The organism is Actinomadura sp. WMMB 499 (genome assembly GCF_008824145.1).
Lineage (GTDB): Bacteria > Actinomycetota > Actinomycetes > Streptosporangiales > Streptosporangiaceae > Spirillospora.
Map to the genome: position 1 here is coordinate 2,623,070 of NZ_CP044407.1, position 25,958 is coordinate 2,649,027.

At 73.8% G+C, this 25,958-nt stretch carries 20 protein-coding genes and 1 pseudogene; 7 read left to right on the plus strand and 14 right to left on the minus strand.

Features of this window, described 5'->3' with window-relative positions; translation table 11 throughout:
* Nucleotides 1–43: 43 nt before the first annotated feature.
* Nucleotides 44–928, minus strand: coding sequence for an SDR family NAD(P)-dependent oxidoreductase (locus F7P10_RS11295; RefSeq protein ID WP_151009309.1), 885 nt, complete (start codon nucleotides 926–928; stop codon nucleotides 44–46).
* A gap of 365 nt (nucleotides 929–1,293) precedes the next feature.
* Between F7P10_RS11295 and F7P10_RS11300 the strand changes: the two genes are divergently transcribed.
* Together F7P10_RS11300 and F7P10_RS11305 are read left to right on the plus strand one after the other, a co-directional pair.
* Nucleotides 1,294–2,175 (plus strand): MaoC/PaaZ C-terminal domain-containing protein, encoded by an 882-nt coding sequence (locus tag F7P10_RS11300; RefSeq protein WP_151009310.1) that lies wholly within the window; start codon nucleotides 1,294–1,296, stop codon nucleotides 2,173–2,175.
* Nucleotides 2,176–2,292: 117 nt separating this feature from the next.
* A complete protein-coding gene (locus F7P10_RS11305; RefSeq protein WP_151009311.1) occupies nucleotides 2,293–2,964 on the plus strand; it encodes a TetR/AcrR family transcriptional regulator in 672 nt (223 codons plus the stop codon).
* Nucleotides 2,965–3,122: 158 nt separating this feature from the next.
* Here F7P10_RS11305 and F7P10_RS11310 read toward each other — a convergent pair whose 3' ends face one another.
* The 6 genes from F7P10_RS11310 to F7P10_RS11330 all read right to left on the minus strand — a co-directional run bounded on the left by F7P10_RS11310 (nucleotide 3,123) and on the right by F7P10_RS11330 (nucleotide 10,465).
* A complete protein-coding gene (locus F7P10_RS11310) occupies nucleotides 3,123–4,241 on the minus strand; it encodes an acyl-CoA dehydrogenase family protein (protein WP_151009312.1) in 1,119 nt (372 codons plus the stop codon).
* Complete coding sequence (locus tag F7P10_RS11315) at nucleotides 4,238–5,494, minus strand: acyl-CoA dehydrogenase family protein (protein WP_151009313.1); 1,257 nt, start codon at nucleotides 5,492–5,494, stop codon at nucleotides 4,238–4,240. The genes F7P10_RS11310 and F7P10_RS11315 overlap by 4 nt, the downstream gene beginning before the upstream one ends.
* 82 nt (nucleotides 5,495–5,576) lie before the next feature.
* Nucleotides 5,577–6,920 carry a CaiB/BaiF CoA-transferase family protein gene (locus F7P10_RS11320; RefSeq protein WP_151009314.1) on the minus strand — a complete coding sequence of 448 codons (1,344 nt, stop codon included), beginning with the start codon at nucleotides 6,918–6,920 and terminating at the stop codon, nucleotides 5,577–5,579.
* Nucleotides 6,917–8,038: a CoA transferase gene (locus tag F7P10_RS11325; protein WP_176611414.1), complete on the minus strand. Its 1,122-nt coding sequence runs from the start codon at nucleotides 8,036–8,038 to the stop codon at nucleotides 6,917–6,919. The genes F7P10_RS11320 and F7P10_RS11325 overlap by 4 nt, the downstream gene beginning before the upstream one ends.
* A complete protein-coding gene (locus tag F7P10_RS42245; RefSeq protein ID WP_176611415.1) occupies nucleotides 8,035–8,904 on the minus strand; it encodes a hypothetical protein in 870 nt (289 codons plus the stop codon). The genes F7P10_RS11325 and F7P10_RS42245 overlap by 4 nt, the downstream gene beginning before the upstream one ends.
* 67 nt (nucleotides 8,905–8,971) lie before the next feature.
* Nucleotides 8,972–10,465: an ABC transporter substrate-binding protein gene (locus tag F7P10_RS11330; RefSeq protein WP_254716750.1), complete on the minus strand. Its 1,494-nt coding sequence runs from the start codon at nucleotides 10,463–10,465 to the stop codon at nucleotides 8,972–8,974.
* Nucleotides 10,466–10,939: 474 nt separating this feature from the next.
* On the opposite strand from F7P10_RS11330, the gene F7P10_RS11335 reads away from it, so the two are divergent.
* On the plus strand, nucleotides 10,940–12,070 hold the full coding sequence (locus tag F7P10_RS11335; RefSeq protein WP_151009316.1) for an acetyl-CoA acetyltransferase: 1,131 nt from the start codon (nucleotides 10,940–10,942) through the stop codon (nucleotides 12,068–12,070).
* Nucleotides 12,071–12,087: 17 nt separating this feature from the next.
* Nucleotides 12,088–12,480 (plus strand): Zn-ribbon domain-containing OB-fold protein, encoded by a 393-nt coding sequence (locus F7P10_RS11340; RefSeq protein WP_151009317.1) that lies wholly within the window; start codon nucleotides 12,088–12,090, stop codon nucleotides 12,478–12,480.
* An 11-nt stretch (nucleotides 12,481–12,491) separates the two neighbouring features.
* Here the strand turns inward: F7P10_RS11340 and F7P10_RS11345 are convergent.
* A pseudogene (locus F7P10_RS11345) lies at nucleotides 12,492–13,706 on the minus strand (RNA-guided endonuclease InsQ/TnpB family protein).
* 173 nt (nucleotides 13,707–13,879) lie between these two features.
* Between F7P10_RS11345 and F7P10_RS11350 the strand changes: the two are divergent.
* The 3 genes from F7P10_RS11350 (at nucleotide 13,880) to F7P10_RS11360 (ending at nucleotide 19,672) form a co-directional block, all read left to right on the plus strand.
* A complete protein-coding gene (locus F7P10_RS11350; protein ID WP_151009318.1) occupies nucleotides 13,880–15,973 on the plus strand; it encodes an acetate--CoA ligase family protein in 2,094 nt (697 codons plus the stop codon).
* A 1-nt stretch (nucleotide 15,974) separates the two neighbouring features.
* The gene (locus tag F7P10_RS11355) at nucleotides 15,975–18,101 is read left to right on the plus strand and encodes an acyl-CoA dehydrogenase (protein ID WP_151009319.1); all 2,127 of its coding nucleotides are present in this window, start codon (nucleotides 15,975–15,977) and stop codon (nucleotides 18,099–18,101) included.
* Nucleotides 18,102–18,193: 92 nt separating this feature from the next.
* Entirely contained in the window at nucleotides 18,194–19,672 is a 1,479-nt protein-coding gene (locus tag F7P10_RS11360) for an MFS transporter (protein WP_254716545.1), read from the plus strand.
* A gap of 55 nt (nucleotides 19,673–19,727) precedes the next feature.
* Here the strand turns inward: F7P10_RS11360 and mnhG are convergent, their stop codons facing one another.
* The 6 genes from mnhG to F7P10_RS11390 are packed head-to-tail and all read right to left on the minus strand — an operon-like array spanning nucleotide 19,728 to nucleotide 25,737.
* The gene (gene mnhG / locus F7P10_RS11365) at nucleotides 19,728–20,066 is read right to left on the minus strand and encodes a monovalent cation/H(+) antiporter subunit G (RefSeq protein WP_151009321.1); all 339 of its coding nucleotides are present in this window, start codon (nucleotides 20,064–20,066) and stop codon (nucleotides 19,728–19,730) included.
* Nucleotides 20,063–20,329, minus strand: coding sequence for a monovalent cation/H+ antiporter complex subunit F (locus F7P10_RS11370; RefSeq protein WP_151009322.1), 267 nt, complete (start codon nucleotides 20,327–20,329; stop codon nucleotides 20,063–20,065). The genes mnhG and F7P10_RS11370 overlap by 4 nt, the downstream gene beginning before the upstream one ends.
* A complete protein-coding gene (locus F7P10_RS11375; protein WP_176611417.1) occupies nucleotides 20,326–20,850 on the minus strand; it encodes a Na+/H+ antiporter subunit E in 525 nt (174 codons plus the stop codon). The genes F7P10_RS11370 and F7P10_RS11375 overlap by 4 nt, the downstream gene beginning before the upstream one ends.
* Nucleotides 20,847–22,355 (minus strand): Na+/H+ antiporter subunit D, encoded by a 1,509-nt coding sequence (locus tag F7P10_RS11380; protein ID WP_151009324.1) that lies wholly within the window; start codon nucleotides 22,353–22,355, stop codon nucleotides 20,847–20,849. The genes F7P10_RS11375 and F7P10_RS11380 overlap by 4 nt, the downstream gene beginning before the upstream one ends.
* Entirely contained in the window at nucleotides 22,352–22,831 is a 480-nt protein-coding gene (locus F7P10_RS11385) for a Na(+)/H(+) antiporter subunit C (RefSeq protein ID WP_151009325.1), read from the minus strand. The genes F7P10_RS11380 and F7P10_RS11385 overlap by 4 nt, the downstream gene beginning before the upstream one ends.
* The gene (locus tag F7P10_RS11390; protein ID WP_151009326.1) at nucleotides 22,828–25,737 is read right to left on the minus strand and encodes a Na+/H+ antiporter subunit A; all 2,910 of its coding nucleotides are present in this window, start codon (nucleotides 25,735–25,737) and stop codon (nucleotides 22,828–22,830) included. The genes F7P10_RS11385 and F7P10_RS11390 overlap by 4 nt, the downstream gene beginning before the upstream one ends.
* Between the last annotated feature and the right edge of the window lie 221 nt (nucleotides 25,738–25,958).

Consider the following 25,958-nt stretch of genomic DNA (forward strand, 5'->3'; position numbering starts at 1 on the left):
GGTGTCGTCAGCACGGTGTCGTCCCGCCCGTTTCCGGCCGCCGTCAGCGCGTCCGGGACACGGCGGGCCGGAACAGGCGTTCCATCGACTCCCCCAGCGCGCCGACGTCCCAGCGGGAGGTGCCGGAGATGACGCGGACCGGCTCGGGGTTGCTGTACAGGGTGACGTCGTAGCCGTTGGAGCCGATGACGCGGCCCGTCAGCCAGTCCGAGGACTCCCCGGCGAGGTAGGTCACCACCGGAGCGACGTTGTCGGCGGCGCGCTGGTCCTCGGTGACGGCGCGGGCCTTCTTCCGGTCGCCGGGGATCGAGGCGGTCATCCGGGTGGCGGCGACGGGCGAGATCGCGTTGGCCGTGACGCCGTACCGCGCCAGGCTGTTGGCGCAGGAATACGTCAGCCCGACGATGCCCATCTTCGCCGCGGCGTAGTTCGGCTGGCCGGGCGCGCCGTACAGCCCGGAGCCCGACGTGAAGTTGATGATGCGGAAGTGGCCGTCCGGGTCGCGCCGGTCGCGCCAGTGGGCGGCCGCCGGTTTGATCGTGTTGAAGTGGCCCTTCATGTGCACCCGGATGACGTCGTCCCACTCCTCCTCGGCCATGTTGAAGATCATCCGGTCGCGGAGGATGCCGGCCGTGTTGACCAGGACGTCGAGCTTGCCGAACCGCTCGACCGCCGTGCGCACCAGCCGCTCGCCGGTTTCGGGCAGCGAGACGTCGCCGTGGTCGGCCACCGCCGATCCGCCCGCGCGGGCGATCTCCGCGACCACCTCCCCGGCGGGCCCCTCGTCCGTTCCGCTCCCGTCCAGGTCCACGCCGAGGTCGTTCACCACGACGGCGGCGCCCTCCCGGGCGAAGAGGCGGGCGATCCCCGCACCGATGCCCCGTCCGCCGCCGGTGACGATCGCGACTCTTCCCTTCAGACCGCTCATGCGCCTCGCGTCCTCCGCTGTCTCGTTCCTTGGCCGTTCGCTGGACACCTGCTCGTTCACCGCAGCCCGGTCGTCCGCCGTGCTCCCGTCGTGGGCCTCCGGCGATCACCGCGTACTCGGCCGCGTCGCCGTCCTCGGACGGCCCGGTCACCACCAGGGCGTCGCCACCGCGGTTCCGGTGCCGTGGACGGTGGCCAATTTAGAACTGCATTCCAAAATGGACCCAACACCAGGGGCGGGGCGCCTGTCAACGGCTTGACATCTTGGACATGGCTGGCTAGTTCTAGAACAACATTCCAGTGTTCACGTGATCGGGTCGGCGGCAGGCGCCGGCGCCCGACGGACTTACGGACAGGAGCCGAGAGATGGCGCTCGATCACACACTCGTCGGGGTCCCGGGGGAGCCGGCCGAACGCTCGTGGAACGGCACCGACGCGCTGCTGTACGCGCTCGGTGTCGGGGCCGGAGCCGAGGACCCGCTGCAGGAGCTGGCGTTCACCACGGAGAACACCGAGGGGATCGCCCAGCAGGTGCTGCCGACCTTCGCCGTCCTGGCGGCCCAGGCGTCCGGGGGCCGGCGCCGGAAGCTGGGCGACTTCGACCCCGCCCGCCTGGTGCACGCCGACCAGGCGTTCCGACTCCACCGCCCGCTGCCCGTGGCGGGCTCGGTGACGGTGACGTCCACGGTCACCGAGATGCTCGACAAGGGACGCGGCGCGCTCGTGCGCACGGAGAGCGTCGCCACCGACGCGGACGGGCGGCCGCTGATCACCGCGCGCGGCGGCGCCTTCATCATGGGCGAAGGGGGCGCCGGCTCGGTGTCGGCCGAGCGCTCCGGGGACGAGGGCCCGGCCCTCGGCGACGAGCCCTGGACCCGGCCCGAGCGGGAGCCCGACCACCGCGTCGTCTACCGCACCCGGCCCGACCAGGCCCTGCTGTACCGGCTCAGCGGCGACCGCAACCCTCTGCATTCCGATCCCGCGTTCGCCGCGCGCGGCGGTTTCGACCGTCCGATCCTGCACGGCCTGTGCACCTACGGCTTCACCGGACGGGCGCTGCTGCACGAGCTCTGCGACTCCGACCCGGCGAGGTTCCACGCCATGTACGGCCGCTTCTCCCGGCCCGTCCTCCCCGGCGACACGCTCGTCGTGGACCTCTGGCGCGACGGCGAGGGCCGCGCCCTGTTCCAGACCCGGACCGAGGACGGCACGGTCGTCATCGACCGCGGGGTCGCCCGGCACTCCTGACGCGGCGGGGGCGGTGCCCGCGCCGGCGAAGGCGCGAACGTCCGGGAGGAACGCGTCCCGTAGCCTGGTCCACGCCTTCTCCGAGGCCACGATCCGACACGAAACGGGGCACCCTCGATGCCACGACAGACCACCTCAGGCTCGTCGCCGGGCGGTGGCAGCCGGAAGTGGCGCTCGACCGAGATCGTGCGCGCCGAGATCCTCGACGCCGCCCGGGAGGTCTTCGCGCTGCGGGGCTTCGCCGCGGCCGGCGTCAACGAGGTCGTGGAGCGGTCCGGGGCGAGCGTCGGCAGCATCTATCACCACTTCGGCAGCAAGACCGACATCTTCATGGCGCTGTGGGAGCGGCACAACGCCGAGCAGGTCGCCATCGCGCGCCAAGGGGTGCTCGACGCGCAGGCCGCCGGCGTGACCGACCCCTTCGACCTTCTCGCCGCGGGCGCGCGCGCCTACCTCGAGGCCACCTGGTCCCGCCGCGATCTCGTGCGCGTCTTCCAGGACGGCGACACCCCGCCGGGCTTCACCGAGGAGCAGCGCCGCAGCGGCCGTTCGTGGCTCAACCGCAACTTCCGCCTCCTCGGCGCCACCGACGAGCCGGTCAACCGCGTCCTCGTGTGGCTGGTCACCAGCTACATCGGGGAGGCGCGCCGCGAGATCAGCAGGCAGCGCACCCCGCGGGCGGCGCGCGAGCAGGTGGAGGCGATGCTGGAGGTGCTGGAGCGGATGCGGCCGCTCCTGGCCGACGCCGACGGCATCCGGCTCGTCGTCCGGGACGACGAGCCGCACTGAGCGACGAGCCGCACTGAGAAACGAACCGCGCTGAGCGACGACGGGCCCCGCCGGTCACCCGGCGGGGCCCGTCACCGCGTCCCGTCACCGCGTCCCGTCACCGCGTCCCGTCACCGCGTCCCGTCACCGCGTCCCGCCGCGCCCGGCCCGCGGTCCCGTCACAGGCCCAAACGGTCGGCCAGCCGGAGCCGGAAGGCCCTGGTGTCCCCGAAGAGCACCTGGCACGCCTTGGCGCGCTTGAGGTACAGGTGCGCGTCGTGCTCCCAGGTGAAACCGATACCGCCGTGGATCTGCACGTTCTCCGCGGCGGCGCGGAAGAGCGCCTCCGCCCCCGCGGCCTTCGCCAGGACCGCGACCACCGGCACTTCCTCCGGGGAGGCCCCGCACGCCCACGCGGCGTACCGGGCGCAGGAGCGCGCGCCCTCGATCTCGACCAGGACCTCGGCGCACTTGTGCTTGACGGCCTGGAAGGAGCCGATCGGGCGGCCGAACTGCTCGCGCCGCATCGCGTAGGACACGGACGCGTCCAGGCATGCCTGGGCGGCGCCCACCGTCTCCGCCGCGAGCAGCACGCACGCCCGGTCGAGGGCGGCGTCGAGCAGGGCGCGCCCGGCGCCCTCCTCCCCCACCAGGGTGCCCGGCGCGCCGTCCAGGACGAGATCGGCGAGGCCCCGGGTCGGGTCGAGCGCCCGTACCCGCCGCCGGTCCACGCCGGGCCCGGCGGCATCGACGGCGAACACCGACGGACCCGCCGGAGCATCGGCGACCACCAGGCACAGGTCCGCGGCGAGCCCGTCGAGGACGAGCGCCACCCGGCCGTCGACGAACCAGCCCGCTCCCGGACGCCGGACCGCCGTCGCGGCTCCGCCGACCGCGTCCCACGGCGCTCCCGGCGCGAGCCAGCCGACCGTGGCGACGGTCGTCCCGGCGGCGATGCCCGGCAGGTACCGGGCCTGGGCGTCGCCGTCGCCCGCCGCCACCAGCAGGGGGGCCGCGAGACCGAGGGTCGCCAGCAGGGGGCCCGGCAGCAGGACCCGGCCCGCCTCCTCGAAGACGTGCGCGAGCGTCTGCACGTCGACCCCGCTCCCGCCGTACTCCCCGGGCACGCCGATGCCCTGCACGCCGAGGTCGGCGGCGAGGGCGCGCCAGACGTCCGCGTCATGGGGCACCTCCCCCGCCATCAGCTCGCGGGCCCGCCGCACCGGGGAGCGGGCGTCGAGGAACCGGCCGACGGCGGTGCGCAGGTCTTCCTGCTCGGTGGTGACCGCGAGGCTCATCGGCCCGCCCCCTTGCGCTCCTTGGGGAGCCCCAGAACCCGCTCCGCGATGATGTTGCGTTGCACTTCCGCCGTCCCGCCCCAGATCGTCCCGGATCTGGACGAGAGGAACTGCTCCTGCCAGTACCCGAGCCCCTCCTCCCCGGTGCCCCCGGCGGTGAGGGCTTCGGGCCCCAGCAGGTCCACGGCGATCTCGCCGAACCGGCTGGCGTACTCCGACCACCGGATCTTGGTGACGGAGCCGTTCTCGGCGCGCGCGGACGGGTCCTGCCCCGCCGCGAGGGCCGCCAGCAACTGGAGGCCGGAGAACCGCATCGTCTCGATCTGGGTCCAGGCCCAGGCGAGCTTCTCCCGGACGGCCGGGTCGTCCGTCAGGCCCCGGGCCCGCGCCTCCTCGACGACGGCCCAGAAGTCGCGCGCGTAGCCGACGTGGGCGATCGTCGCGCGGTTGCCCCGCTCGTGCCCGAGCGTGGTGACCGTGACCCGCCAGCCCTGGTGGAGGCCGCCGATGACGTTGAACAGCGGGACCCGCGCCCCGTCGAGGAACGTCTCGGCGAAGCCGCTGCGGCCGGTGAGCTGGCGGATCGGGCGGAACTCGATGCCGGTGCCCGGCCCGTTCTCGGCGACCGGCAGCAGGACGTAGCTGATGCCCGCGTGCTTGGCCGCGTCCGGGTCCGTCCGGACCAGGCAGAACATCATCGTGGACTCGTAGTAGCCCGACGTCCACACCTTCTGGCCGCTGATGACGAGCTCGTCGCCGTCGACGACCCCGGACGTTCGCAGGCCGGCGAGGTCGGACCCGGCCTCCGGCTCGGAGAAGCCCTGGCAGTACACGTGCTCTCCCGAGATGATCCGCGGGAGGAAGTACGCCTTCTGCTCCTCGGTGCCGTGCGCGATGATGGCCGGTCCGACGGTCGTCTCGGCGCGTCCCCGGGTCACCCGCGGCACGCCCGCCCGGTCGAACTCCTCGTTCATGATCGCAACTTCCACGGGGCTCAGGCCCCGGCCGCCGTACTCCCGCGGCCAGGCGACGCACATGTAGCCCGCCTCGCACAGCACGTCCCCCCACGCCTTGAGCGCCGCGGCGTGAGGGCTGCCCTGCACCGCGGGCCAGCCGACGCCGCGCAGTTCCGGCGGCGCGTGCTCGCTCAGCCAGGCACGGAACTCGCGCCGGAACTCCTCGGCCTCCGGGCCCGGATCGACGGCGGCGGCCGTCGACCGCGCGGCGCGGTACACCGTCCGACTGTCGGTCATCAGGGCATCTCTCCTCTGTGGATCATCATCGGTCCCCCCTCGCGCGGATACGCCTTCACGCGGACGCGGCTTCGGTGCGCCGTCACGGGGCCGGGTCGGGGCGCACGCGGCGCGGGCCGCGGGCCGGCGGGTCGCCGATCACGGGTTCGTCGGTCACCGTCCCGCTCGCGCGCAGCTCGGCGACCTCGGCCTCGGTCAGCCCCAGCAGGCCGGTCAGCACCGCCTCGTTGTGCTGCCCGAAGAGGGGCGCGGGCCTCCGCAGCCCGCCGGGCGTGCGGTCGAGCCGGAAGGCGAGACCGGGATAGACGTGGGTCCCGGCCTCGGGGTGGGTCACGGTGGACAGGAAGCCGCAGGCACGCAGGCCCGGGTCGGCGGCCACCTCGGTCCCGTCCTGGACGGGGGCCGCCGGGACTCCCGCCGCCTGGAGCGTGCGGGCCGCCTCGCCCTTGCCGCGCGTCCGCGTCCAGGCCGCCACCGCGTCCTCCAGCTCTCCCTGGTGGGCGAGGCGCCCGGCGAGCGTCGCGAACCGCTCGTCGGCGGCGAGGTCGGGACGGTCGAGGACGCGGCAGAGGGCGCTCCACTCGTCGTCCCCGCGCACCGCGACGGCGACCCACTCGTCGTCCCCCGCCGCGGGGAACGCCTGGTGCGGCGCGGCGTCCGGCACGTGGTTGCCGTCCGGGGCGGGCGACCGGCCCGACTCGACCTGGTCGAGGACGAACTCCCCGATCCAGTGCGCCGCGGCCTCGGTCTGCGGCACCTCCACGTGGCACCCGGCACCGTCGTGCGCGCGCAGCTCCAGGGCCGTGAGGACGGCCGCGGCCGCGTTCAGGCCGCCGATCGGGTCGAGGATCGCCGGTCCCGTGAGCACGGGCTCGTCGTCGTCGCCGTACCCGATCAGCGCGGCCATGCCGCACGCCGCCTCCATCGTCTTGCCCATGCCCTGATGGCTCGACATGGGCCCGGTCGACCCGAACGCCGGCATCTCCACGACGATGATCCGCTCGTTGATCGCGGCGAGTTCGTCGTAGCCGATGCCGAGGCGGTCCAGCACGCCGGGGGTGAAGTTCGCGACCAGGACGTCGCTCACCGCCGCCAGCCGCCGCAGGACGTCCAGCCCGCCGGGCTTCTTCAGGTCCAGCGACAGCGAGAGCTTGTCGTGGCCCTGGGTGTTGAAGAGCAGGTTGCGGTTGTAGGGTTTCGCGCCCTGATCCAGGTCAGGGTAGTGGTGGGGCGGCCCGCCGGTCAGGAACCCGCGCCAGCCGTCGGGACGGCGCGGTGGCTCGACCTTGACGACCTCGGCTCCGAGCCACGCCAGGCTGCGCGTCGCCATCGGCCCGGCCCACGCCGTCGTCATGTCGATCACTCGGACACCGGCCAGCGGCCCGGTCCCGCCGGGCTCCGGGGCCGTCCCCTTCTCGCCGGTCACCGGTCCTCCCCTCCTGTCGCGGGCGCCGCCCGTTCCGGGGCGGGCGTGTCGGCGAGGTAGGGCGAGCCGGAGACGCGGAAGACCGGCCCGAGGGCGTGCTCCCCGCCGCCGTCGCGCGGGTGCCGCAGGGTGCGGACGACGCCCCGGCCCCGCCACTGCTCCGACGCCACCAGCTCCTCCGGCGTCCAGACCCGCTCGCAGCTGATCCGCAGCTCCTGCGCGCGGGCCACCACCTCCCCGGTCGTCATCCGCAGCGCGCGATCCTGGAAGACCTTGACCAGCTCGTCCCAGTCGCGGATGAACGAGCCCGGACGGTCGAAGCGCGGGTCGTCGGCGAGGTGCTCGGCGTCGAACAGCCGGCACACCGCCACCGGATCCCTGATCGCGAACATCACGATGTGGCCGTCCGCGCAGCGCAGCGTGGCCAGGAGCCCGGTGTAGCGCGCCCGACTCTCGGTCGTGCCGTTGTAGCTGTGCTGGGTCACGAAGTTCTGCCCCATGGCCGCCATCGACTCGAACACCGAGGCGCGGACCCGCTGCCCGCGCCCGGACCGGCGACGCTCGCGCAGCGCCGCCAGCACGGACACGAAGGCCGTCGTGCCGCACGCGTAGTAGGCGCGCCGGCCGACGCCGTACAGGGGTTCCCGGTCGCTGCGGCCCGTCGCGTTCATGTAGCCCGACAGGGCCTGGTGCACCATCTCGTCGGTGCGCCAGCCCGCGTACGGGCCGTCCTCCGGGAAGTCGGTCACCACGCACTCCACGGCGCCGGGGGCGGGCTCGGGCAGGACGGCCGTCCCGTCCCGGACGACGACGTCGGCACCGGCGACGAGCTCGCTCAGGCGCTCGTCCCGAGCGTGCCCGTCTCCGGGCAGCGTCACGGCCGCCTTGCCCTGGTTGAGGTGGCGGAAGAGGAGGGAGCCGGTGTCGCCGTCCCCGGCGAACGGGGGCATGCGGCGCGTCGGGGTGCCCTCGGCGGGCTCCGCGAGGGTGACCCGGGCGCCGTAGCCCGCCAGCAGCTTCCCGCAGTACTGGCCCGCCACGCCGGAGCTCAGGTCGACGACGCTCAGGTGTCCCAGCGCGGCGGGACGGGGCGTGTCGCGCCTCGGTGGGCCGCTCACGAGTACAGGTCCGAGGACGACTTCATGACCCGGCTCATCATCAGCACCGAGGCCACCGGGTCGCCGCCGCGGGAGGCGACGGTCTCCGTCCACATGTACTCCGTCTTGGGGGTGCAGCCGAGCGCCCGCACCGTGCTGGAGACGTGGTAGGTCTCGCCGAGCAGCAGCGGACCGGCCAGGTGGCGGATCTCGATCGCCCCGTAGAGCCCCACCGCGGCCCCGCGCCGCCGGTTGATCACCTGCTTCACCGACTCGAAGGTGAACGACACCGCCGTCGGCGGTGACGCGACCGCGGGCCCCCAGGGCGACGACTCGCCGTACCAGTCCAGGGGCTCGGTCATCAGGCCCGCGCGCAGCCGCTCGCGCTGCCGCTCGCCGTCGAGCCGGAGTTCGCCCAGGTCGATCACCTCGCCGACGCGGAGGAACGAGAGGATCCGGACCCGGTCGGCGTCGCGGCTCGCCATCCGGTCCGCCAGGCCGCTCGGCCCGTCCGGGTTCCCGGCGGTGGCCGAGCCGTCCCAGACGCGCCGGCCCTCCACCGTGTCCATCCACAGCTCGGCGCGTCCCCCGCCGTCACCGGCCGCGGGGGGCCGCGCGAACGCCCGCACCGCTTCGCCGTCGACGGTCGGGTGCCGGAAGTACGCGGTCATCGTCCCGCTGTCGAACCACTCCCGGCCGTACAGGTCGAGGAGCAGCGGAACCGCCTGCTCCATGTGGTAGCTCCCGGCGATCGTGCCGCCGCGGAAGCCGAGCCGCCGCGCCGTCGCGTCGTCATGGATGCTGCCGGACGCCATCAGGTGCAGGTTGCGCGGGCGGCGCGCCTCCCCGGCGATCGTCGTACCGTCCGTCCCGGACCCGTTGTTCATGACCACCGGCCTCCCTCACCGCGCACCGTCGCCCGTCCCGCTCGCTCCGCCCGTCCCGCTCGCCGCGTCACCGGTCCAGCCCGAGGTACGCCAGGTTCACGTTCCCCTGGACGGACGTGGTGTCCTGCGCTCCGGTCACGTCGTCGCGCCAGGCCAGCGCCTCGGGGATGAAGTACAGCCCGATGAACGGGACGTCCTGGGCGGCCACGGCATTGATCTCCTTCATGACCTTCTTCTGCTCCTCCTCGCCGTAGGTGGTGAGCAGCTCCCGGACCAGCGGGGTCGCGGCCGTCTCGACCCGGCCCACGTTCGCGCTGGACTCCCGGCCGTAGAACTTGGGGTAGACGTACATGGGCGAGGTGCCGCCCATCGCCGAGATCAGCATCAGGTTCTCCGTGCCCGGGTAGTAGTTCTTCGTCGCCTCCGCCGTCGGCTGCGCCTCGACCCGCAGATCGATGCCCACCTTCTTCAGCTGCTCCTTGAGCACGACCGCGTTGTCGGCGTAGGGGAAGGTGTTGAGGGCCACGGCGTCGATCGTGAGCCCGTCACCGTGACCGGCCTGCCTCAGCAGTTCCTTGGCCTTCTCCGGGTCGTAGGGCTGGGCGTTCTCGGCGGCGGGGTCGTAGTAGGGACTGCCGGACGGGTAGGGCCCCCAGGTCGGGGCCGTCCACACGCCGCCCGACACCGCCTCGGCCATCGCCGCGCGGTCGATCGCGTGGCTGATGGCCCGGCGGACGCGCACATCGTCGAGCGGGGGCTTGGAACGGTTGAGGTTGATCGAGGTCCAGCCGGTGGCGACGTCGTTGCCGCCGAGCGTGATGCCGGGCTGCCCCTTCAGCTCCTCGACGAGCGTGGTGCTGAAGCCCCACGCGTAGTCCACGTTGCCCGCGAGGACCTCGGCGGCCAGGGCCGAGTTGTCGCCGAGGATCCGCCATTCGATCCGTTCCGCCTTCGCGGCGAGGGTGCCGGCCTCGGTGTAGCCGTCCCACCGGGTCAGCTCCGCCGAGACGCCCGGCTTGTAGCCGGTCAGCCGGTACGGGCCCGCGCCGACCGGCCGGCTCGCGAACCGCTCGCCCTCCTTCTCGCGCGCGGTCGGCGAGGCGACCATGCCCAGCCGTCCCGACAGCAGGTCCGGCAGCGCGGCGTAGGGCTCGCTCAGTTCGAACTCGACGGTCAGGTCACCGGCGGCGGTGATGCCCGCGACCTCGTCGGGGACCTGGTTCCCCATCTCCTTGCACTGCGTCAGGCTCTTGGCGACGGCGGCCGCGTCCAGCGCGGTCCCGTCCTGGAACTTCAGGTCCGGCTTGAGCTCCAGCGTGAAGGCGCGCTCGTCGCCCGAGTAGCTCCAGCTCTCCGCCAGGCCGGGGCCGAGTTGTCCGGTCTTGTCGTCGGCCTTGATCAGCGGCGCGTACAGGACGTTGTGGTAGGCCAGCTCGGATCCGTTGCTGGGACCGCACGAGTCGAGCTGGACCGGTTTCTGCTGGGTGGCGACCCGCAGGACGTTCCCGGCGGCTCCGGCGCCGCCCGTCCCCTGGCACCCCGCGACGGAGGAGGCGAGCACCAACCCGGCGACCGCACAGCTCGCTCCGCGGCGCCGCTCCGCTCGGTCGTTCCGTACAAATTGCACAGTGACTCCCATCGACTCGGTCGACGATAAGTCGTGCCCAGCGCACTACAGACACCAAGCACGGCACTGTTTTTGCACTCGGGATGCTAAAACAAATGTGACGCCAGACACAAGGGTGGACGCCCCCTTATCGCACCACCGGCCACCTTCGCGACCAGTGCTTATTTCAGAACTATGTTCTAGAATGAGCGGACCGCGCCACACCGCCCTCGCCACGACATCCCGAGACACGCCCTCGGCACACCCGCCACGCACCGTCCTCGCAACCGACCGGCCCCGACCACTCTCCCGACGTTGACCACCGGAAGGGAGGGGCGCCCGCCCCCTTGACAGCCGCACGAATCCAGGGACAGGCTGAGCGCAACTTAGAACGTCACTCTAGAACTATGCTCCAATAGCGGAGGGGCCATGCGTAAGGCCGGGATCGTCGGCGTCGCCGAGTCGGACCTCGGTAAGACCCCGCATCTGACCGTGCTCTCCCAGCAGGCGCTGGCCGCCAAGGCCGCGCTGGACGAGGCGGGCCTGACCAAGCACGACGTGGACGGACTGTTCACCGCGGGCGGCTGGGGCTGGGCCCCGACGATGATGCTCGCGGAGTACCTGGGCATCCAGCCGTCCTTCACCGACAGCACCAACATCGGCGGCGCCTCCTTCGAGGCGCACGTCGGGCACGCCGCGGCCGCCATCGAGGCCGGCCTCATCGACGTCGCCCTGATCACCTACGGCAGCACCCAGAAGACCGGCGGGGGCCGCGCCAGGCCGCGCACGGCCGCGCTGACCGGCCAGTACGACCAGCCCTACGGCGCGCTGACCCCGGTCACCTCCTACGCGCTGGCCGCGATGCGGCACATGCACGAGTACGGGACCACGAGCGAGCAGCTCGCCGAGGTGGCGGTGGCCGCCCGCCGGTGGGCCGCGCTCAATCCCCGGGCGTACCGCCGCGACCCGCTCACCGTCGCGGACGTCCTCGCCTCGCCGCTGGTCAGCGATCCGCTCCACAAGCTGGACTGCTGCCTGGTCACCGACGGGGGCGGCGCGATCGTGGTCGTGGCCGAGGACCGCTTCCCCGACGTGGCGACCAAGCCCGTCCGGGTACTGGGGCACGGCGAGACGCACACCCACAACTCGATCATGAGCATGCCGGACCTCACCGTGACCGGGGCCGCGCGGTCCGGCCCCGCGGCGCTGCGCGGGGCAGGGGTCGACCTCGCCGACATCGACGTGGCCGAGATCTACGACTCCTTCACCATCACCGTGCTGCTGACGCTGGAATCGCTCGGGTTCTGCAAGCCCGGCGAAGCCGGCGACTTCGTGTCCGGGGGCCGGATCGCGCCCGGGGGCGAGTTCCCCATGAACACCAACGGGGGCGGCCTGTCCTACACCCATCCCGGCATGTACGGGATCTTCCTGCTGATCGAGGCCGTCCGGCAGCTGCGCGGCGAGTGCGGCGACCGGCAGGTGCCGGGCGCGGAACTCGCCCTCGTGCACGGCACCGGCGGGGTCCTGTCGGCCACCGCGACCTGCGTCCTGTCCGCCTAGCCGCCCGGGAGACGGCCATGTTCGAACCGATGATCGACGCCGATTCGCGTCCCTACTGGGACGGCATCGCGCGCGGCGAGCTGCTGCTGCAGCACTGCCTGAGCTGCGCGCGCACCATCTTCTACCCCCGGGCGCTGTGCCCGCTCTGCTTCTCGACCGAACTGGAGTGGCGGACCGCGTCGGGCTCCGGCACCGTCTACTCCTACACCGTGATGCGCAAGGCGTTCGGGCGCTTCGCCACCGACCCGCCGACGGTGCTGGCCCTCGTCGACCTGGACGAGGGCGTGCGGATGATGACCCACCTGGTCGGCCTGGACCCGTCGGACGCGCGGATCGGGGCCCGGGTCGAGGTCACCGTGAAGTCCGTCGAGGAGGACCTGTCCCTGCCCTGCTTCACCCCGGTCCCTTGACCTACCCCCGCCTAAAGGCGGGAGATTCCAGCGGTCGCCCGCCGGGTTTCCTGCTTCGACACCGACCGCCCCGTCCGGGAAGAAGATTCCCGTCGAGGTCTGACACCGGCTCCACAGGCGGACACCGCCGGCCCGGCGGCCACAAGATTGCGCGCGGCGTTGACGTCCCGGTCGTGCCGGGCCCCGCACCCGCCGCACTCCCACTCCCGCACCTCAAGGGGCAACTTCTCGTGCACGATCCCGCACCGCGAGCACGTCCGGGTGGAGGGGAACCACCGGTCCACCACGACCAGCTCACGCCCGTACCAGGCGCACTTGTACTCCAGCATCGCCCGCAGCTGCCGCCATGCCGCGTCCGAGATCGCTCGGGCGAGGGAATGGTTGCGCACCATGTTGCTGATGCTCAGGTCCTCGATCACGACCACTTGATTCTCGTGGACGAGCCGGGTGGTGAGTTTGTGCAGGAAGTCGCGCCGCCGGTCGGCGATCCGCGCATGGACCCGCGCGACCTTCCGGCGGGCCTTGTCCCGGTTGGCCGAGTCCTTGGCCTTGCGGGCCAGGTTCTTCTGCGCGCGGGCGAGGCGTTCGCGGTCGCGGCGCTCGTGCCGGGGATTGGCGACCTTCTCCCCGGTCGACAAGGTCACCAGCGAGGTGACCCCCGCGTCCACACCCACCGCCGACTCGACGGGGTCCAGGCGGGTGATGCGGTCCTCGCACAGGATGGACACGAACCACCGCCCGGCCGCGTCCTTGGACACCGTCAGCGTGGACGGCACCGCGCCCTCGGGCAGCGGACGCGACCACACGATGTGCAGCGGCCCGCCCACCTTCGCCAAGGTCAGCTCGCCGTCGCGGAACGTGAAGGCCGAGCGGGTGTACTCGGCGCTCGCGCGGGACTTCTTGCGCGACTTGAACCGCGGATAGCGCGCGCGTTTGTCGAAGAACGCGGTGAACGCGGTTTGCAGGTGCCGCAGCGCCTGCTGCAACGGCACGCAGGACACCTCGTTCAGGAACGCCAGGTCACCGGTCTGCTTCCACCCCGTCAGCGCCGCCGAGGTGTCGCCGTGGGACATGCTGCGCTGCTCGCAGCGCCAGGCGCGGGTGCGTTCTTCCAGGGCTTTGTTGTACACCAGCCGCACGCACCCGAACGTGCGGGCGAGCTCGGCCGCCTGCCCGTCCGTCGGGTAGAAGCGCTATTTGAATGCCCGCTTCACCGTGCACGCCATGCCCGCAACCTAACGACGCAGGTGCGACGGCCGCAGGCGTCCGGCGGATTCGCCGGAAAAGTGGTGGTGGAGGGTGATCCGCCCCGGGGGTGGATCACCTTTCCCTGTCCTGCTCCGCAGGGGTTTCGTTTCCTCCCCGGCCTGAAGGCCGGGGTATCCACGAAGGAGTCCTGATGAGCCTGCGCGAGCTGTTCACCCCGAAGTCGATCGCGCTGATCGGCGCCACCGACCGGTCCCGGTGGTCCCAGTTCACGCACCAGAACCTGCGCGATTTCGACGGGCCGGTCTACCGGATCAACCCGCACGGCGGCACGGTGCACGGCGGGCCGGCGTACCGGTCGGTGGCCGAGGTGCCCGGCCCGGTCGATCTGGCCTACGTGATGGTGCCGACCAAGGCCGTCCTGCCCGTCCTGCGCGAGTGCGCGGCTGCCGGGGTGCGCGCCGCCGCCGTGCTTACCGCCGGATTCGCCGAGGTCGGGGAGGAGGGCCGGCGGCTCCAGGACGAGGTGGTCGCCCTGGCCCGCGAGCACGACCTGACCGTCCTCGGCCCGAACGGCAACGGCTACATCAACGCCGCCGCGGGCATCGTCCCCTACGGGCTGCCGATCCCGGGGCCCGTGCCGCGGGGCCCGGTCGGGTTCGTCCTGCAGAGCGGCGCGCTGGTCAGCGGCGTGCTGGGCGCGGCCGCCGCCCGCAACGTCGGCACCTCGCTGCTGGTCTCGATGGGCAACGAGGCGGCCGTCACGGTGGCCGACGTCGTCGACCACATGGTCGACGATCCCGGCACCCGGGTCATCGCGCTCTTCCTGGAGTCCGTCCGCGATCCGGAGGCGTTCCGCCGCGCGGCGGAACGCGCGCTCGCCGCCGGGAAACCGATCGTCGCGCTCAAGGTCGGGCGCAGCAAGATCGGCGCGCGCAGCGCGGCCGCCCACACCGGTGCCCTGGTCGGGGACGACCGGGTCACCGACGCCGCCTTCCACCGGCTGGGCGTCGTCCGGGTCCGCTCCCTGGAGGACCTGATCGCCACGGCCGGGCTGCTGGCCGCCACCGGCCCGCTGCCCGGCGGCAGGGTCGGCGTGGTCACGCCGTCCGGCGGCGCCTGCGAGATCATCGCCGACCGCGCCGAGGACGAGGGCGTCCAGTTGCCGGAGTTCGCGGAGCGGACGCTGGCGGAGCTGCGCGAGCTGTGCCCGCCGTTCGCCACCGTCCAGAACCCGCTGGACGTGACCGGGTACGTCCTGCTCGACCCGACCCTCCTCGTCCGCGCCCTCCAGGTGGTCGCCGCCGACCCCGGCGTGGACGTCACGGTGCTGCTGGCGGACCTGCCGCGGCGGCGCCCCGCCGACGAGGCCGCCGAGGCGCTCGTGCGCGGCCGGGTGTCCGCGCTCGCCGACGTCGTCCGGAGCACGACCGAGGCGACCGGGCGGCCGATCGTCGTGATGTCCACGACGATGTCCGAGATCAGCGAGTACGGGCGCGAGCTCGTCGAGCAGACCGGCCATCCGCACGTCCTCGGTGGCATCGAGCACGGGCTCACGGCGCTGGGGAACGCGCTGACCTGGTCCGCCCACCACCGGCGCGCGCCCGCCCCCGCAGCGGCACCCGTCGAGGCGGTACCGGCCGACCCCGATCGGGATCCGCTGGAGCTGCTCGCCGACGCGGGCGTCCCCGTGGTGCCGACCCTGCGCGTCGCCGGCGCCGAGGAGGCGGTGGCGGCGGCCGAGTCCGCCGGGTACCCGGTCGTGGTGAAGGTGGACGGCGACATCCCGCACAAGACCGACATCGGCGGGGTCCGCCTCGGGCTGCGCACGGCGGCCGAGGTGCGCGAGGCGTACGCGGCCGTGGTGGCCGCCGGGGGCGAGGCCGCCACCGGCGCCGTGGTCCAGCCCCAGCGCGAGGACGGTGTCGAACTGATCGCCGGCGTGGTCCGCGACCCCACCTGGGGGCTGGTCCTGGCGGTCGGGCTCGGCGGGATCTGGACCGAGGTGATGCGCGACTCGGTGCTGCGGCTGCTGCCGGTGCACCGCGCGGAGATCAAGGAAATGATCGGCGGCCTGCGCGGCGCCCCGCTGCTGCGGGGCGCGCGCGGCCGGCGGCCGGCGGACCTGGACCGGCTCGCCGAGGCCATCGAGGCCTTCGCGGCCCGCGCGGAGGCGCTGGGCGAGCGGCTGGAATCGATCGAGATCAACCCCGTGCTGGTCGACGGCCCGCGGGTGGAGGCACTGGACGCCCTGGTCACCTGGCGGCCGGCGAGCGAGGAGGACTGACATGGGCATAGGACTGGCCCCCGAACACGACGAGCTGGCCGGGTCGGTTCGCGGCTTCGCCGAGCGGCACGTGGGCGCGCCGTCCGCCGAGGGCGCCCCGCCGGGACGTCCGTCCTGGTGGGCGGCGCTGGCCGAGCAGGGGCTGCCGGGACTGCACCTGCCCGAGGAGCACGGCGGGCAGGGCGGCGGCCTGCTGGACCTCGCGGTCGCGCTGGAGGAACTCGGCCGCGCCGCCGCGCCCGGCCCCTACCTGCCGACCGCGCTGGCCGCGGCGGTGACCGCGGCCGCGGACGGCGGCGACGTCCGCGGCGAGGTGCTGCCGCGCTTCGCCGACGGGAGCGCGACGGGCGCGGTCGCGCTCGGCGGCGGGCTCACCGCCGAGGAGGACGGGGACGGGCTGATCGTGTCCGGCGTGACCGGGCCGGTCCTCGGCGGCGCCATGGCCGACCTGCTGGTCCTGCCCGCCGGGCGGTGGCACGTGGTCGTCCCGGCGTCCGAGGTCGCCGTGACGCCGCTGCGCAGCCTGGATCCGCTGCGGCCGGTAGCGCGGATCGAGGCGGACGCCGTCCGCGTCCCCCGGCACGCGGTCCTGACCGGGCTGACGGAGGAACGGGTGCGCATCCTGGCCGCCGCCCTGTTCGCGGCCGAGGCGTGCGGCGTGGCGGGCTGGTGCGTCGGCACGGCCGCCGAGCACGCCGGGATGCGCGAGCAGTTCGGCCGGCCGATCGGGCAGTTCCAGGCCGTCAAGCACAAGTGCGCGCGGATGCTGGTCGCGCTGGAGCAGGCGAGGGCCTCGGCCTGGGACGCGGCGCGCGCCCTGGACGAGGGCGCGGACGACGCCGCCTTCGCCGCCGAGGTCGCCGGGGTGGTCGCGCTGGACGCCGCCGTGTCCGTCGCCAAGGACTGCATCCAGGTGCTCGGCGGCATCGGCTACACCTGGGAGCACGCCGCGCACCTCTACCTGCGGCGGGCGCTGACGCTGCGCGCCCTGGCCGGGGAGTCGGCGGACTGGGCCGCCCGCGTGGCCGACCGCGAGCCCCGTCCCGTCCGGATCGACATCGCCGAACCGGCGGCGCGGGAGCGCATCCGCGCGGGCGTCGCCGAACTGGCGGCGATCGGGGACCGGGCCGAGCGCTGGGACCGGATGGGCGACACGGGCTGGGCGGTGCCGCACCTCCCCGAGCCCTGGGGGCTCGGGGCCACGCCCCTGGAGCAGGTGCTGATCCGGGAGGAGCTGGCGGCGGCGGGGGTGTCCGGGCCGCGGCTCGGCCTCGCCACCTGGCTCGTCCCGTCCCTGGCGATCTACGGGACCGAGGAGCAGAAGAAGGAGTTCCTCGCGCCCACGCTGCGCGGGCGCAGGGTATGGTGCCAGCTGTTCAGCGAGCCCGGCGCCGGATCCGACCTGGCCTCGCTGAGCACCCGCGCGGAGCGGGTCGAGGGCGGCTGGCGCCTGACCGGGCAGAAGATCTGGACCTCGGGGGCGCACCGCGCCTCGTGGGGATACTGCCTGGCCAGGACCGACCCGGCCGCGCCCAAGCACGACGGCATCTCCTACTTCCTGGTGGACATGGCCTCCCCGGGCGTGGAGGTCAGGCCGCTGCGCGAGATCACCGGCGGCGCGATGTTCAACGAGGTCTTCCTGGACGACGTCTTCGTCCCCGACGAACGCGTCGTCGGGGAGGTCGACCGCGGCTGGGGGGTGGCCCGCAACACCCTCGGCAACGAGCGGGTCGCGATGGGCGGCGCGCCCGGCCGCGGGCTGCCGGAACTGGTCGCGGCGGGCCGGGCGCGCGCGCTGGACCGGGTCGAGCTGGGACGGCTGGTCTGCGAGGGCCAGGCGGTCGAGCTGCTCGGGCTGCGCAGCACGCTCAAGCAGGTGCTGGGCATCAAGCCCGGCGGCGAGGCGAGCGTGCGCAAGCTGCTCGGCATGGAGTTCGCGCAGCACGTCGCCGACCGCCTGCACGCCTGGCAGGGGCCCGAGGCCGCCGTGGCCGAGCCGGACGAGCCGTCCGGGCGGCGGGCCGCGTCCATGCTGGCGGGACGGGCCGGGACGATCTACGGCGGGACCACCGAGGTGCAGCTCAACATCATCGCCGAGCGCCTGCTCGGCCTGCCCCGGGACCCGTGAACCCTTCCCCCGGCAGAAGGCCCCGGCCGTCCCCGGCCGGGGCCGACCCATTCTAGAGGCATATTCTAGAATATTGCTCTACTATGGTCGGTGTGATCTTCCGATCGCGCGATCACGCTCCCTCACCGCGCGGGCGGATCCGGCCGGGCTACCACTGGCGGGTCCTCTCGGTCATCACCGTCGGCTCGATGCTCACCGGGATGAACGCCAGCACGCTCAACGTCGCCCTGCCCGTGGTGGCCCGCCACTTCGACGCGGGGCCGAGCGCCGCCCACTGGGTGCTGCTGTCCTTCATGCTGACCAACACCGTCCTGCTGGTTCTGTTCGGGCGGATCTCCGACGTCGTCGGCCGGCGCACGATGAACCTGGGCGGCTACGCGCTGTTCACCCTTTCGAGCCTGCTGCTCGGCCTCGCCCCCTCCATCGAGGTGCTCATCGCCCTGCGCGTCGTGCAGGCGATCGGCTTCGCCATGATCCTGGCCAACAGCACCGCCCTGATCGCCCACGCCTTCCCGGCCGACCGGCTCAGCCAGGGCATGGGCGTCTACATCTCCGCCATCTCCCTGGCGCAGGTCCTGGGCCCCTCGGTCGGCGGCCTGATCGCGGCCTCCGCGGGCTGGCGCTGGGTGTTCTGGTTCAACGTGCCGATCGGGCTGCTGGCCGTCTGCTGGGGAGCGGTGACCCTGCGCAAGGTGCCGCGCGGGCCGCGCGAACCGATCGACGTGCGCGGCACGCTGCTGCTGCTCGGCTGGCTCGGCGGACTCCTGTTCGCGGTCTCGGAGAGTTCCGCGCTCGGCTGGGACGCCGCGGTGGTGCGCGCCGGGCTGCTGGCCTGCGCGGTCCTGCTCCCGGTCTTCTGGTGGACGCAGCGGCGCACGGCGCACCCGCTGATCGACGTGAGCCTGTACCGCGACGCCGCGTTCTCCCTCGCGAACCTCGCCGCCTTCCTCCACACGCTCGCGCGCTTCGGCGTCGTCCTGATCTTCTCGCTGTTCTTCCAGGGACTGTGGCGTGTCGACGCGGGCACGGCCGGGCTGGCGGTGCTGCCGGTGCCGATCGCCATGCTCGCGAGCTCCCCGCTCGCGGGACTGCTGGCCCGGCTGGCCGGAGCACGGACGGTGGCCGTGTTCGGCCCCGCCTGCACCGCGGCCGGGCTGCTGGTCCTGCTGCCCGCCCTCGACGCCGGCACGCCCTACTGGATGTTCGCCGTGGGCCTGGCCCTCATGGGGGCGGGATCGGGGATCTTCCTCACCTGCAACACGACCGCGATCATGTCGCGCGTCCCGGACGACCGGCTCGGCGCCGTCAACGGCCAGCGGCTCACCCTCCAGAACGTGGGCAACACCCTCGGCATCGCCATGTCGCTCACGCTCATCACCGGCCCGCTGCCCGCGTCCCAGCGCCCCCAGGTCTACGCGGGCCTGGTGCCCGGGACGGGGGACGCGCTGCTGACCGGCTACCGCCACGCCGTGATCGTCATGACCGCCATGGCGCTGCTCTCCCTGGCGGCCGCCGTCGCGGGCATGCTCGCCGAACGCGCCGCCGGTTCCCGCGAACCCGCCGGGCCGTGATCCGGGCGCGGGACGGACGGGCGCCGGGCCCGGTCCGGCGGCCGTCCGGACGCCTTCACGCCCCGGTGGTCTCGTCGGTGGTCTCGTCGACGGCGAGGCGGTCGCGGTCGAGGCTGCCGGAACGGTAGGCGGCGTCGCCGATCGTCTGGGCGGCGACCGGGGCGGTGATCAGCTGGAAGATCGCGACGAGCAGGAGCGGGGCGGCGGCGGTGCGCGAGTCCGCCTGGGGCGCGACGCCGCCGAGGACCAGCAGCAGGCCGATGGTCTGCGGTTTCGTCGCCGCGTGCAGGCGGCTGAGCAGGTCGGGGAAGCGCAGCATGCCGAGGGCGCCGACGAACGAGAAGGCCGCACCGGCCGGGAGCAGGATCGCGGTGACGACGTCGGCGACGCTCATCCCCCGTCCTCCCGTTCGCCCGCCAGGCGCGCCGCGGTGACCGAGCCGACGAAACCGAGCACCGCGATCACGACGAGGAGTGTGGCGTTCGCGGGATCGTTCTGGGCGGCGACGTGCACGGCGATGCCGCTGACCAGCAGGACCGCCAGGACGTCCACGGCCATGATGCGGTCGAACGAGGTCGGGCCGCGCAGGAGCCGGACGATCGTCATGGCGAGGGCACCGCCGAGCAGGCTCAGGGTCACGGCGTAGACGGCGGTCATCCGGGCTCCTCCGGGTCGGGCGCGCCGAGGGCGCGCAGCAGGCGGCGTTCGGTGCCGAGCAGGTCGTGCTTGACGGCCTCGGCGTCGGCGGGGCCGTCGACGGGCACGGCGTGGATGAGGAAGAGCGAGTCCTCCCAGTCGATGTCGAGGACGAGCGTGCCCGGCCGCAACGACATGCTCGTGGTCACCGCGAGCAGGACGACGTCCGACCGCGAGCGCGCGCGCACGTAGACGAGGGCTCCCCGCACCCGGCCCGGCCGCCAGAGCGCGTGCTTGCCGATGACGACGCTCGACGCGACGAGGTCCCAGCAGAACTCGAGCGCCGCCTCGGTGAGCCGGACGGGACGCAGCCGGGTGATGAACGGGACCGTGGGCAGCCGCGTCACGGCGTAGGCCCCGAGCGCGACGAGGACGCCGGACAGGACGGTCGCGGCGTCGGCGCGTCCCCACAGCAGCAGCCACACGCCGAGCAGCCACACCGCCATGCCCGCGCGGGCGCTCATGCGGCGCAGGACGTTCACTTCTCCCCCAGGACGGCCTGGACGTACGGGGCGGGGTTCAGCAGTTCGGCCGCGGCACGGCCGCTCCATGCGGTGAGGGGCCCGGCGAACGCGGGGACGAGGAGGCCGACGCAGACCATCGCGGCGGTGACGGCCCGCATGACGGCGATGCCGCCCCGCGCGACCCGGTCGTGCGGACGTTCGGGCAGGTCACGTGGGGTGCGCCAGAAGGCGAGGGCCCACACCCGGCTCATCGCCATGAGGGTGAGCAGGCTGGCGAGGACGGCGATGCCGGTCACGGCGTACGCGGCGATCCGCCCGGAGCCGATCCCGGCCTGGAAGAGCGCGAGCTTGGCGATGAACCCGGACGTCGGGGGCACGCCGCTGACGCTCAGCGCGGGGACGAAGAACAGGACGGCGACCAGCGGCGAGACGCTCGCGAGGCCGCGCAGGCGGGTGAGCGTGATCTCCCCGGTGAGGCCCTGCATGAGGTCGCTGACCAGGAACAGCGTCGCCTGCACGATGATGTGGTGGACGAGGTAGAGGATCGCGCCGGTGAGGCCCGCGACGCTGAACAGGCTGAGCCCGAACAGCATGTAGCCGATGTGCCCGACGAGGGTGAGCGACAGGACGCGGTGCACGTCGTCGTGGGTGAGGGCGCCGAGCGTCCCGACGAGCATCGTGAGCGCGGCGAGGATCAGCATCGGCCAGGAGAGGGCGTCGCGGGGGAACAGCAGCGTCTCGACGCGGATCAGCGAGTAGACCGCGGCCTTGGTGAGCAGCGCCGCGAACACGGCGGTGATCTGGGTGAGCGCGGCAGGGTAGCTGTCGGGGAGCCACAGGTGCATCGGGACGATCGCGCTCTTGATGCCGAACACGACGAGGAACAGCATGGCGAGGGCGGTGCGGGTCCCGGCGGGCAGCTCGGCGGTGCGGGCGGACAGGTCGGCCAGGTTGACGGTGCCGGTCGCGGCGTAGGTGAGGCCGATGGCGGTGAGGAACAGGATGGACGAGGTCAGGCTGACGGCCGTGTACGTCATGCCGGCCTGGACGCGTTCGCGGGTGGGCGACAGCGTCAGCAGGACGTAGCTGGAGGCGAGCATCACCTCGAAGGCGACGAACAGGTTGAACAGGTCGCCCGCGAGGAAGAGCAGGCAGACCCCGGCGGTGAGGGTGAGGTAGGCGGGGTAGAAGACGCCGGGTTCGTGCTCGCCGAGGCCGCCCGCGCCCTCCCCCACCCCGTGGACCATGATGGCGAGCAGGACGACGGCCGACACGGTCACCAGGAGGGTGGAGAGCCGGTCGGCGACGAGCGTGATGCCGAGCGGCGCCGCCCAGCCGCCGAGCTGGACGGCGATGACGCCGTCGCGGGCGACGGCCGCGACGAGCGCCCCGGCCGCCGCGACGACCCCGGTGACGAAGAGCGGGGCGACGACGCGCAGCCAGTTCTCCCGGCGGCGGACGACCATCGCGACGGCCGCGCCGAGCAGCGGCAGCACGAACGGCAGCGGAACGAGGAGGTTCATCCGCCGTCCCCGCGCGGACGCTCGCCGGGCGCGGGCCCGCCGGGGGGCGGCCCGTCCCGCCGGGCCGGATCCTTGTTCCCCTCGACCGGGTCGCCCGTCCAGGTGTCGGGGTCGGCGTGCTCCTCGGCGCAGATGCGGCGGTCCTCGACGTCGTCCTGGACCTCGTCCTCGCCGGTGAGCAGGCGGCTGCGGTAGGCGAGGGCGAGCAGGAACGCGGTGACGGCGAAGGTGATGACGATCGCGGTGAGGGCCATCGCCTGCGGCAGCGGGTCGGCCATCTCCCGGTCGTCGCCGCCGCCGAGCAGCGGGGGCGCTCCGGACGGGCCGCCGGCGAGCAGCAGCGCGAGGTTGGCGCCGTGGCCGAGCAGCATGAAGCCGACCACGATGCGGATGAGCGAGCGCTGCAGCATGAGGTGGAAGCCGGTCGCGAACAGGACGCCGACGGCGACGGTCAGCGTGACGGTGGGGCCGGTCATCGGGGCTCCTCTCCGGCGACGTCGCGGGCCGCCCGCTCGGCGCCCGTCTCCCGCGGGCCCCGCTCCAGGCTCGCGCCGAGGGTGGTGAGGATCGTCAGGACGAGCCCGAGCACCAGGAGGTAGACGCCGATGTCGAAGAAGAGGCTGGTGGGGAGGTGGATCTCGCCGACCACGGGGGCGTGCCAGTGGTACGACGTCGCGTACAGGAACTCGTCGCCGATGATCCAGCCGGCCGCCCCGGAGGCGAGCGTGACCAGCAGGCCGCCGCCGAGCAGGACGGCGGGCCGGGCGGGGATGGCGAGGGCCAGCTCGCGCTTGCCGCCGGGCAGGTAGCGCAGGACGAACGCCATGCCGGCGACGAGTCCGGCGACGAAGCCGCCGCCCGGCCGGCCGTGCCCGGCGATCAACAGGTACACCGAGATCACGAGCAGGGTGGGCCCGAGGAGGCGGGCGGTGGCCTCCAGGACGACGGACGAACCGCCGAGCGGGGGACGTCCGGGCGCGGCGAGCCAGCGGACGCGTCCGGCGGGCGGCTCCGCCGGGGGCTCGGGGACGGGTTCGCCCGCGAGGCCGCGGGTGGGGCCGGGCCGGACGGCGCGGCGCTCGCTCAGCCGGGGGGCGCCGGGCCCGGTGAGGACGAGCCCCGCGACGCCCATCGCCGCCACCGCGACCACGACGATCTCGCCCAGCGTGTCGAGCGCCCGGAGGTCGACGATGATCGTGTTGACGACGTTCTTCGCCCCCTCCTCCTTCGTCGGCCCGGCGTAGGCGGGACCGGCCGGCGCGGCGGTGCGGCTGAGCGCGGCGACGAGCAGGAACAGGGCGACGAACGCGCCGAGGCAGGTGCTGACGGCGGCGGTGAAGGCGCGGGCGGCGGGCGTCCGGCGGCGCGGCGGGAACCGGTCGGGGAGCCGCCGCAGCGCGAGCACCAGCATGATCAGCGAGAGGGTCTCGACGACGAGCAGGGTGAGCGCGACGTCGGGACCGCCGTGCACGACGAACAGGCCGCCGACGGCGTAGCCGACGCCGGCGAGCAGCAGCGCCGCCGACAGCCGGCGCCGGACGCCGAGCGTCCCGAGCGCGCACGCGACGACGATGGCGACGAGGAGGGGCTGTCCCGGTTCGTCCCACGCGCGGAGGCGGTCGGCGAACGGGGCCGGGGCGGTCCCGCCGATGAGCCCGGCGGCGAGCCCGGCGCCCGGCAGGAGCAGCACCATCAGGCCGATCACGGCGAGGTAGGCCGGCAGCGAGCCGGTCTGGACGCGGCGGGTGACGCCCCGGGCGGCGGCGAGCGTCGCCGCGACGGTGCCGTCGTAGGCGGCCTGCGCGTCGGGGGGCCGCCACCGGACGGGCGGTGCGGGGAACGCGCGTCCGAACGCCCGGTACGCGAGGTAACCGGCGGCGAGCGCGGCGAGGGTGAGGGCGAGCGGCAGCCCGAGGCCGTGCCAGAGCGCGAGGTCGTAGCCGGGACGGGGGGCCGGGAGCGTGCCGGCGTAGGTGCCGAGGAGGGTGTCGAGGGGGCCGGCCAGCAGGCCCCCGGCGAACCCGGCGGCGGCGAGCAGGACGACCGGCCCGACGAGTCCCCACGCGGTGCGGGGCCGCCCGTCCCCGTCGTGGGGGCCGCCGAACGCGCCGTGCAGGAAGCGGGCGCCGTAGGCGACGGTGAGCGCGGAGCCCGCGACGATCCCGGCGAGGACGGCGGCGTCGGTGCCGCCGTGCGCGAACGCCTTGAGCGCCGTCTCCTTCGCGGCGAAGCCGAGGAACGGCGGCAGCCCGATCATGGACGCGATCGCGAGCGCCGCGGCGGCGGCGAGCACGGGCCGCCGCCGTCCGGCGCCCGAGAGCCGGTCGGCGTACCGCGTCCCCTCCTCGTGCTCCAGGACGCCGACGGCGAGGAACAGCGGCGCCTTGAACAGGCCGTGCGCGAGCAGCAGCGCGATGCCGGCGAGCGCGGCCGTCCGGGTCCCGGCGCCGAGCAGCACCATGAGGAACCCGAGCTGGCTGACGGTGCCGAAGGCGAGGAGGCGCTTCAGGTCGTCCTGGCGGAGCGCGATGGCGCCGCCGGCGAGCAGGCTGACGAGGCCGACGGAGACGATCAGGGGGGTCCACGGGCCGGTCCCGGCGAACGCCGGGGACAGCCGCGCGACCAGGTAGACGCCGGCCTTGACCATCGCGGCGGCGTGCAGGTAGCCGCTGACGGGCGTCGGCGCGACCATCGCGGCGGGCAGCCAGGCGTGCAGCGGCATCTGCGCGGACTTGGCGAACGCGCCGAGCAGGATCAGCACCATCGCGGTGCGGGCGGCGGTTCCGCCGGGCGGGTCGGCGACGAGTTCGGAGATCCGGTACGTCCCGGCGGTCTCGCCGAGGACGACGAACCCGGCGAGCATCACGAGGCCGAACGCGGTGGTGGTCAGCAGGGCCTGCAGGGCGGCGCGCCGGTCCTCGGTCCGCTCGGGGTGCCCGGCGCCGATGAGCAGGAACGAGCTGACGGTGGTCAGCTCCCAGAACACGTAGAGGACGAGCAGGTTGTCGGCGAGGACGAGCCCGGTCATCGCGCCCGCGAACGCGACGAGCGTCCCGACGGTGAGCCGCTCGGTGCGCGGGCCGGACGGGAAGTACCACGCGGCGTAGCACAGGACGACCGCGCCGACGCCGCCGACGAGCAGCAGCATGACGGCGGCGAGGGCGTCCAGCCGGAAGTCGATCGTCAGCCCGAGATCGGGCGCCCAGGACAGCCGCGCGGTGACATCGCGGCCGTCCGCGACGTCCCCGGCGCGGGCGATCGCCCACGCCGCGGTGGCCGCCGGGACGAGCGCGGCCGCGTACCCCATCGCGCGGCCGTGCCGTCCGAACGCCCAGGGGACGAGGACGGCCGCGGCGGCGTACAGCAGGAGGAGCGTGAACATGAGGACGCGCCCGGCACCCCCTCCCCCTGATGATCACCGGTTGCTGACGACGATCTACCCGGTGTGCGGCACCGAAACGGCCCGGCGGGGGCGCGAGGGGACACACAATTGACTCTCCCGATCCGGTTGTCGGGCGGTGGGCGGTTTGGTTTTCTGCTCGTGCAACGCCCGAGGACCCCCTGCCCCGCTGGAGGCGACCGTGAGCGGCGACGAGAAATTCT

Bases quoted from the DNA above. Each gene is read 5' to 3' on its own strand.
- F7P10_RS11295 (WP_151009309.1), bottom strand. From the start codon at position 928: ATGAGCGGTCTGAAGGGAAGAGTCGCGATCGTCACCGGCGGCGGACGG.
- F7P10_RS11300 (WP_151009310.1), top strand. From the start codon at position 1,294: ATGGCGCTCGATCACACACTCGTCGGGGTCCCGGGGGAGCCGGCCGAA.
- F7P10_RS11305 (WP_151009311.1), top strand. From the start codon at position 2,293: ATGCCACGACAGACCACCTCAGGCTCGTCGCCGGGCGGTGGCAGCCGG.
- F7P10_RS11310 (WP_151009312.1), bottom strand. From the start codon at position 4,241: ATGAGCCTCGCGGTCACCACCGAGCAGGAAGACCTGCGCACCGCCGTC.
- F7P10_RS11315 (WP_151009313.1), bottom strand. From the start codon at position 5,494: ATGACCGACAGTCGGACGGTGTACCGCGCCGCGCGGTCGACGGCCGCC.
- F7P10_RS42245 (WP_176611415.1), bottom strand. From the start codon at position 8,904: ATGAACAACGGGTCCGGGACGGACGGTACGACGATCGCCGGGGAGGCG.
- F7P10_RS11335 (WP_151009316.1), top strand. From the start codon at position 10,940: ATGCGTAAGGCCGGGATCGTCGGCGTCGCCGAGTCGGACCTCGGTAAG.
- F7P10_RS11340 (WP_151009317.1), top strand. From the start codon at position 12,088: ATGTTCGAACCGATGATCGACGCCGATTCGCGTCCCTACTGGGACGGC.
- F7P10_RS11350 (WP_151009318.1), top strand. From the start codon at position 13,880: ATGAGCCTGCGCGAGCTGTTCACCCCGAAGTCGATCGCGCTGATCGGC.
- F7P10_RS11355 (WP_151009319.1), top strand. From the start codon at position 15,975: ATGGGCATAGGACTGGCCCCCGAACACGACGAGCTGGCCGGGTCGGTT.
- mnhG (WP_151009321.1), bottom strand. From the start codon at position 20,066: ATGAGCGTCGCCGACGTCGTCACCGCGATCCTGCTCCCGGCCGGTGCG.
- F7P10_RS11370 (WP_151009322.1), bottom strand. From the start codon at position 20,329: ATGACCGCCGTCTACGCCGTGACCCTGAGCCTGCTCGGCGGTGCCCTC.
- F7P10_RS11380 (WP_151009324.1), bottom strand. From the start codon at position 22,355: ATGAACCTCCTCGTTCCGCTGCCGTTCGTGCTGCCGCTGCTCGGCGCG.
- F7P10_RS11385 (WP_151009325.1), bottom strand. From the start codon at position 22,831: ATGACCGGCCCCACCGTCACGCTGACCGTCGCCGTCGGCGTCCTGTTC.
- F7P10_RS11390 (WP_151009326.1), bottom strand. From the start codon at position 25,737: ATGTTCACGCTCCTCCTGCTGTACGCCGCCGCGGCCGTCCTCGTCCCC.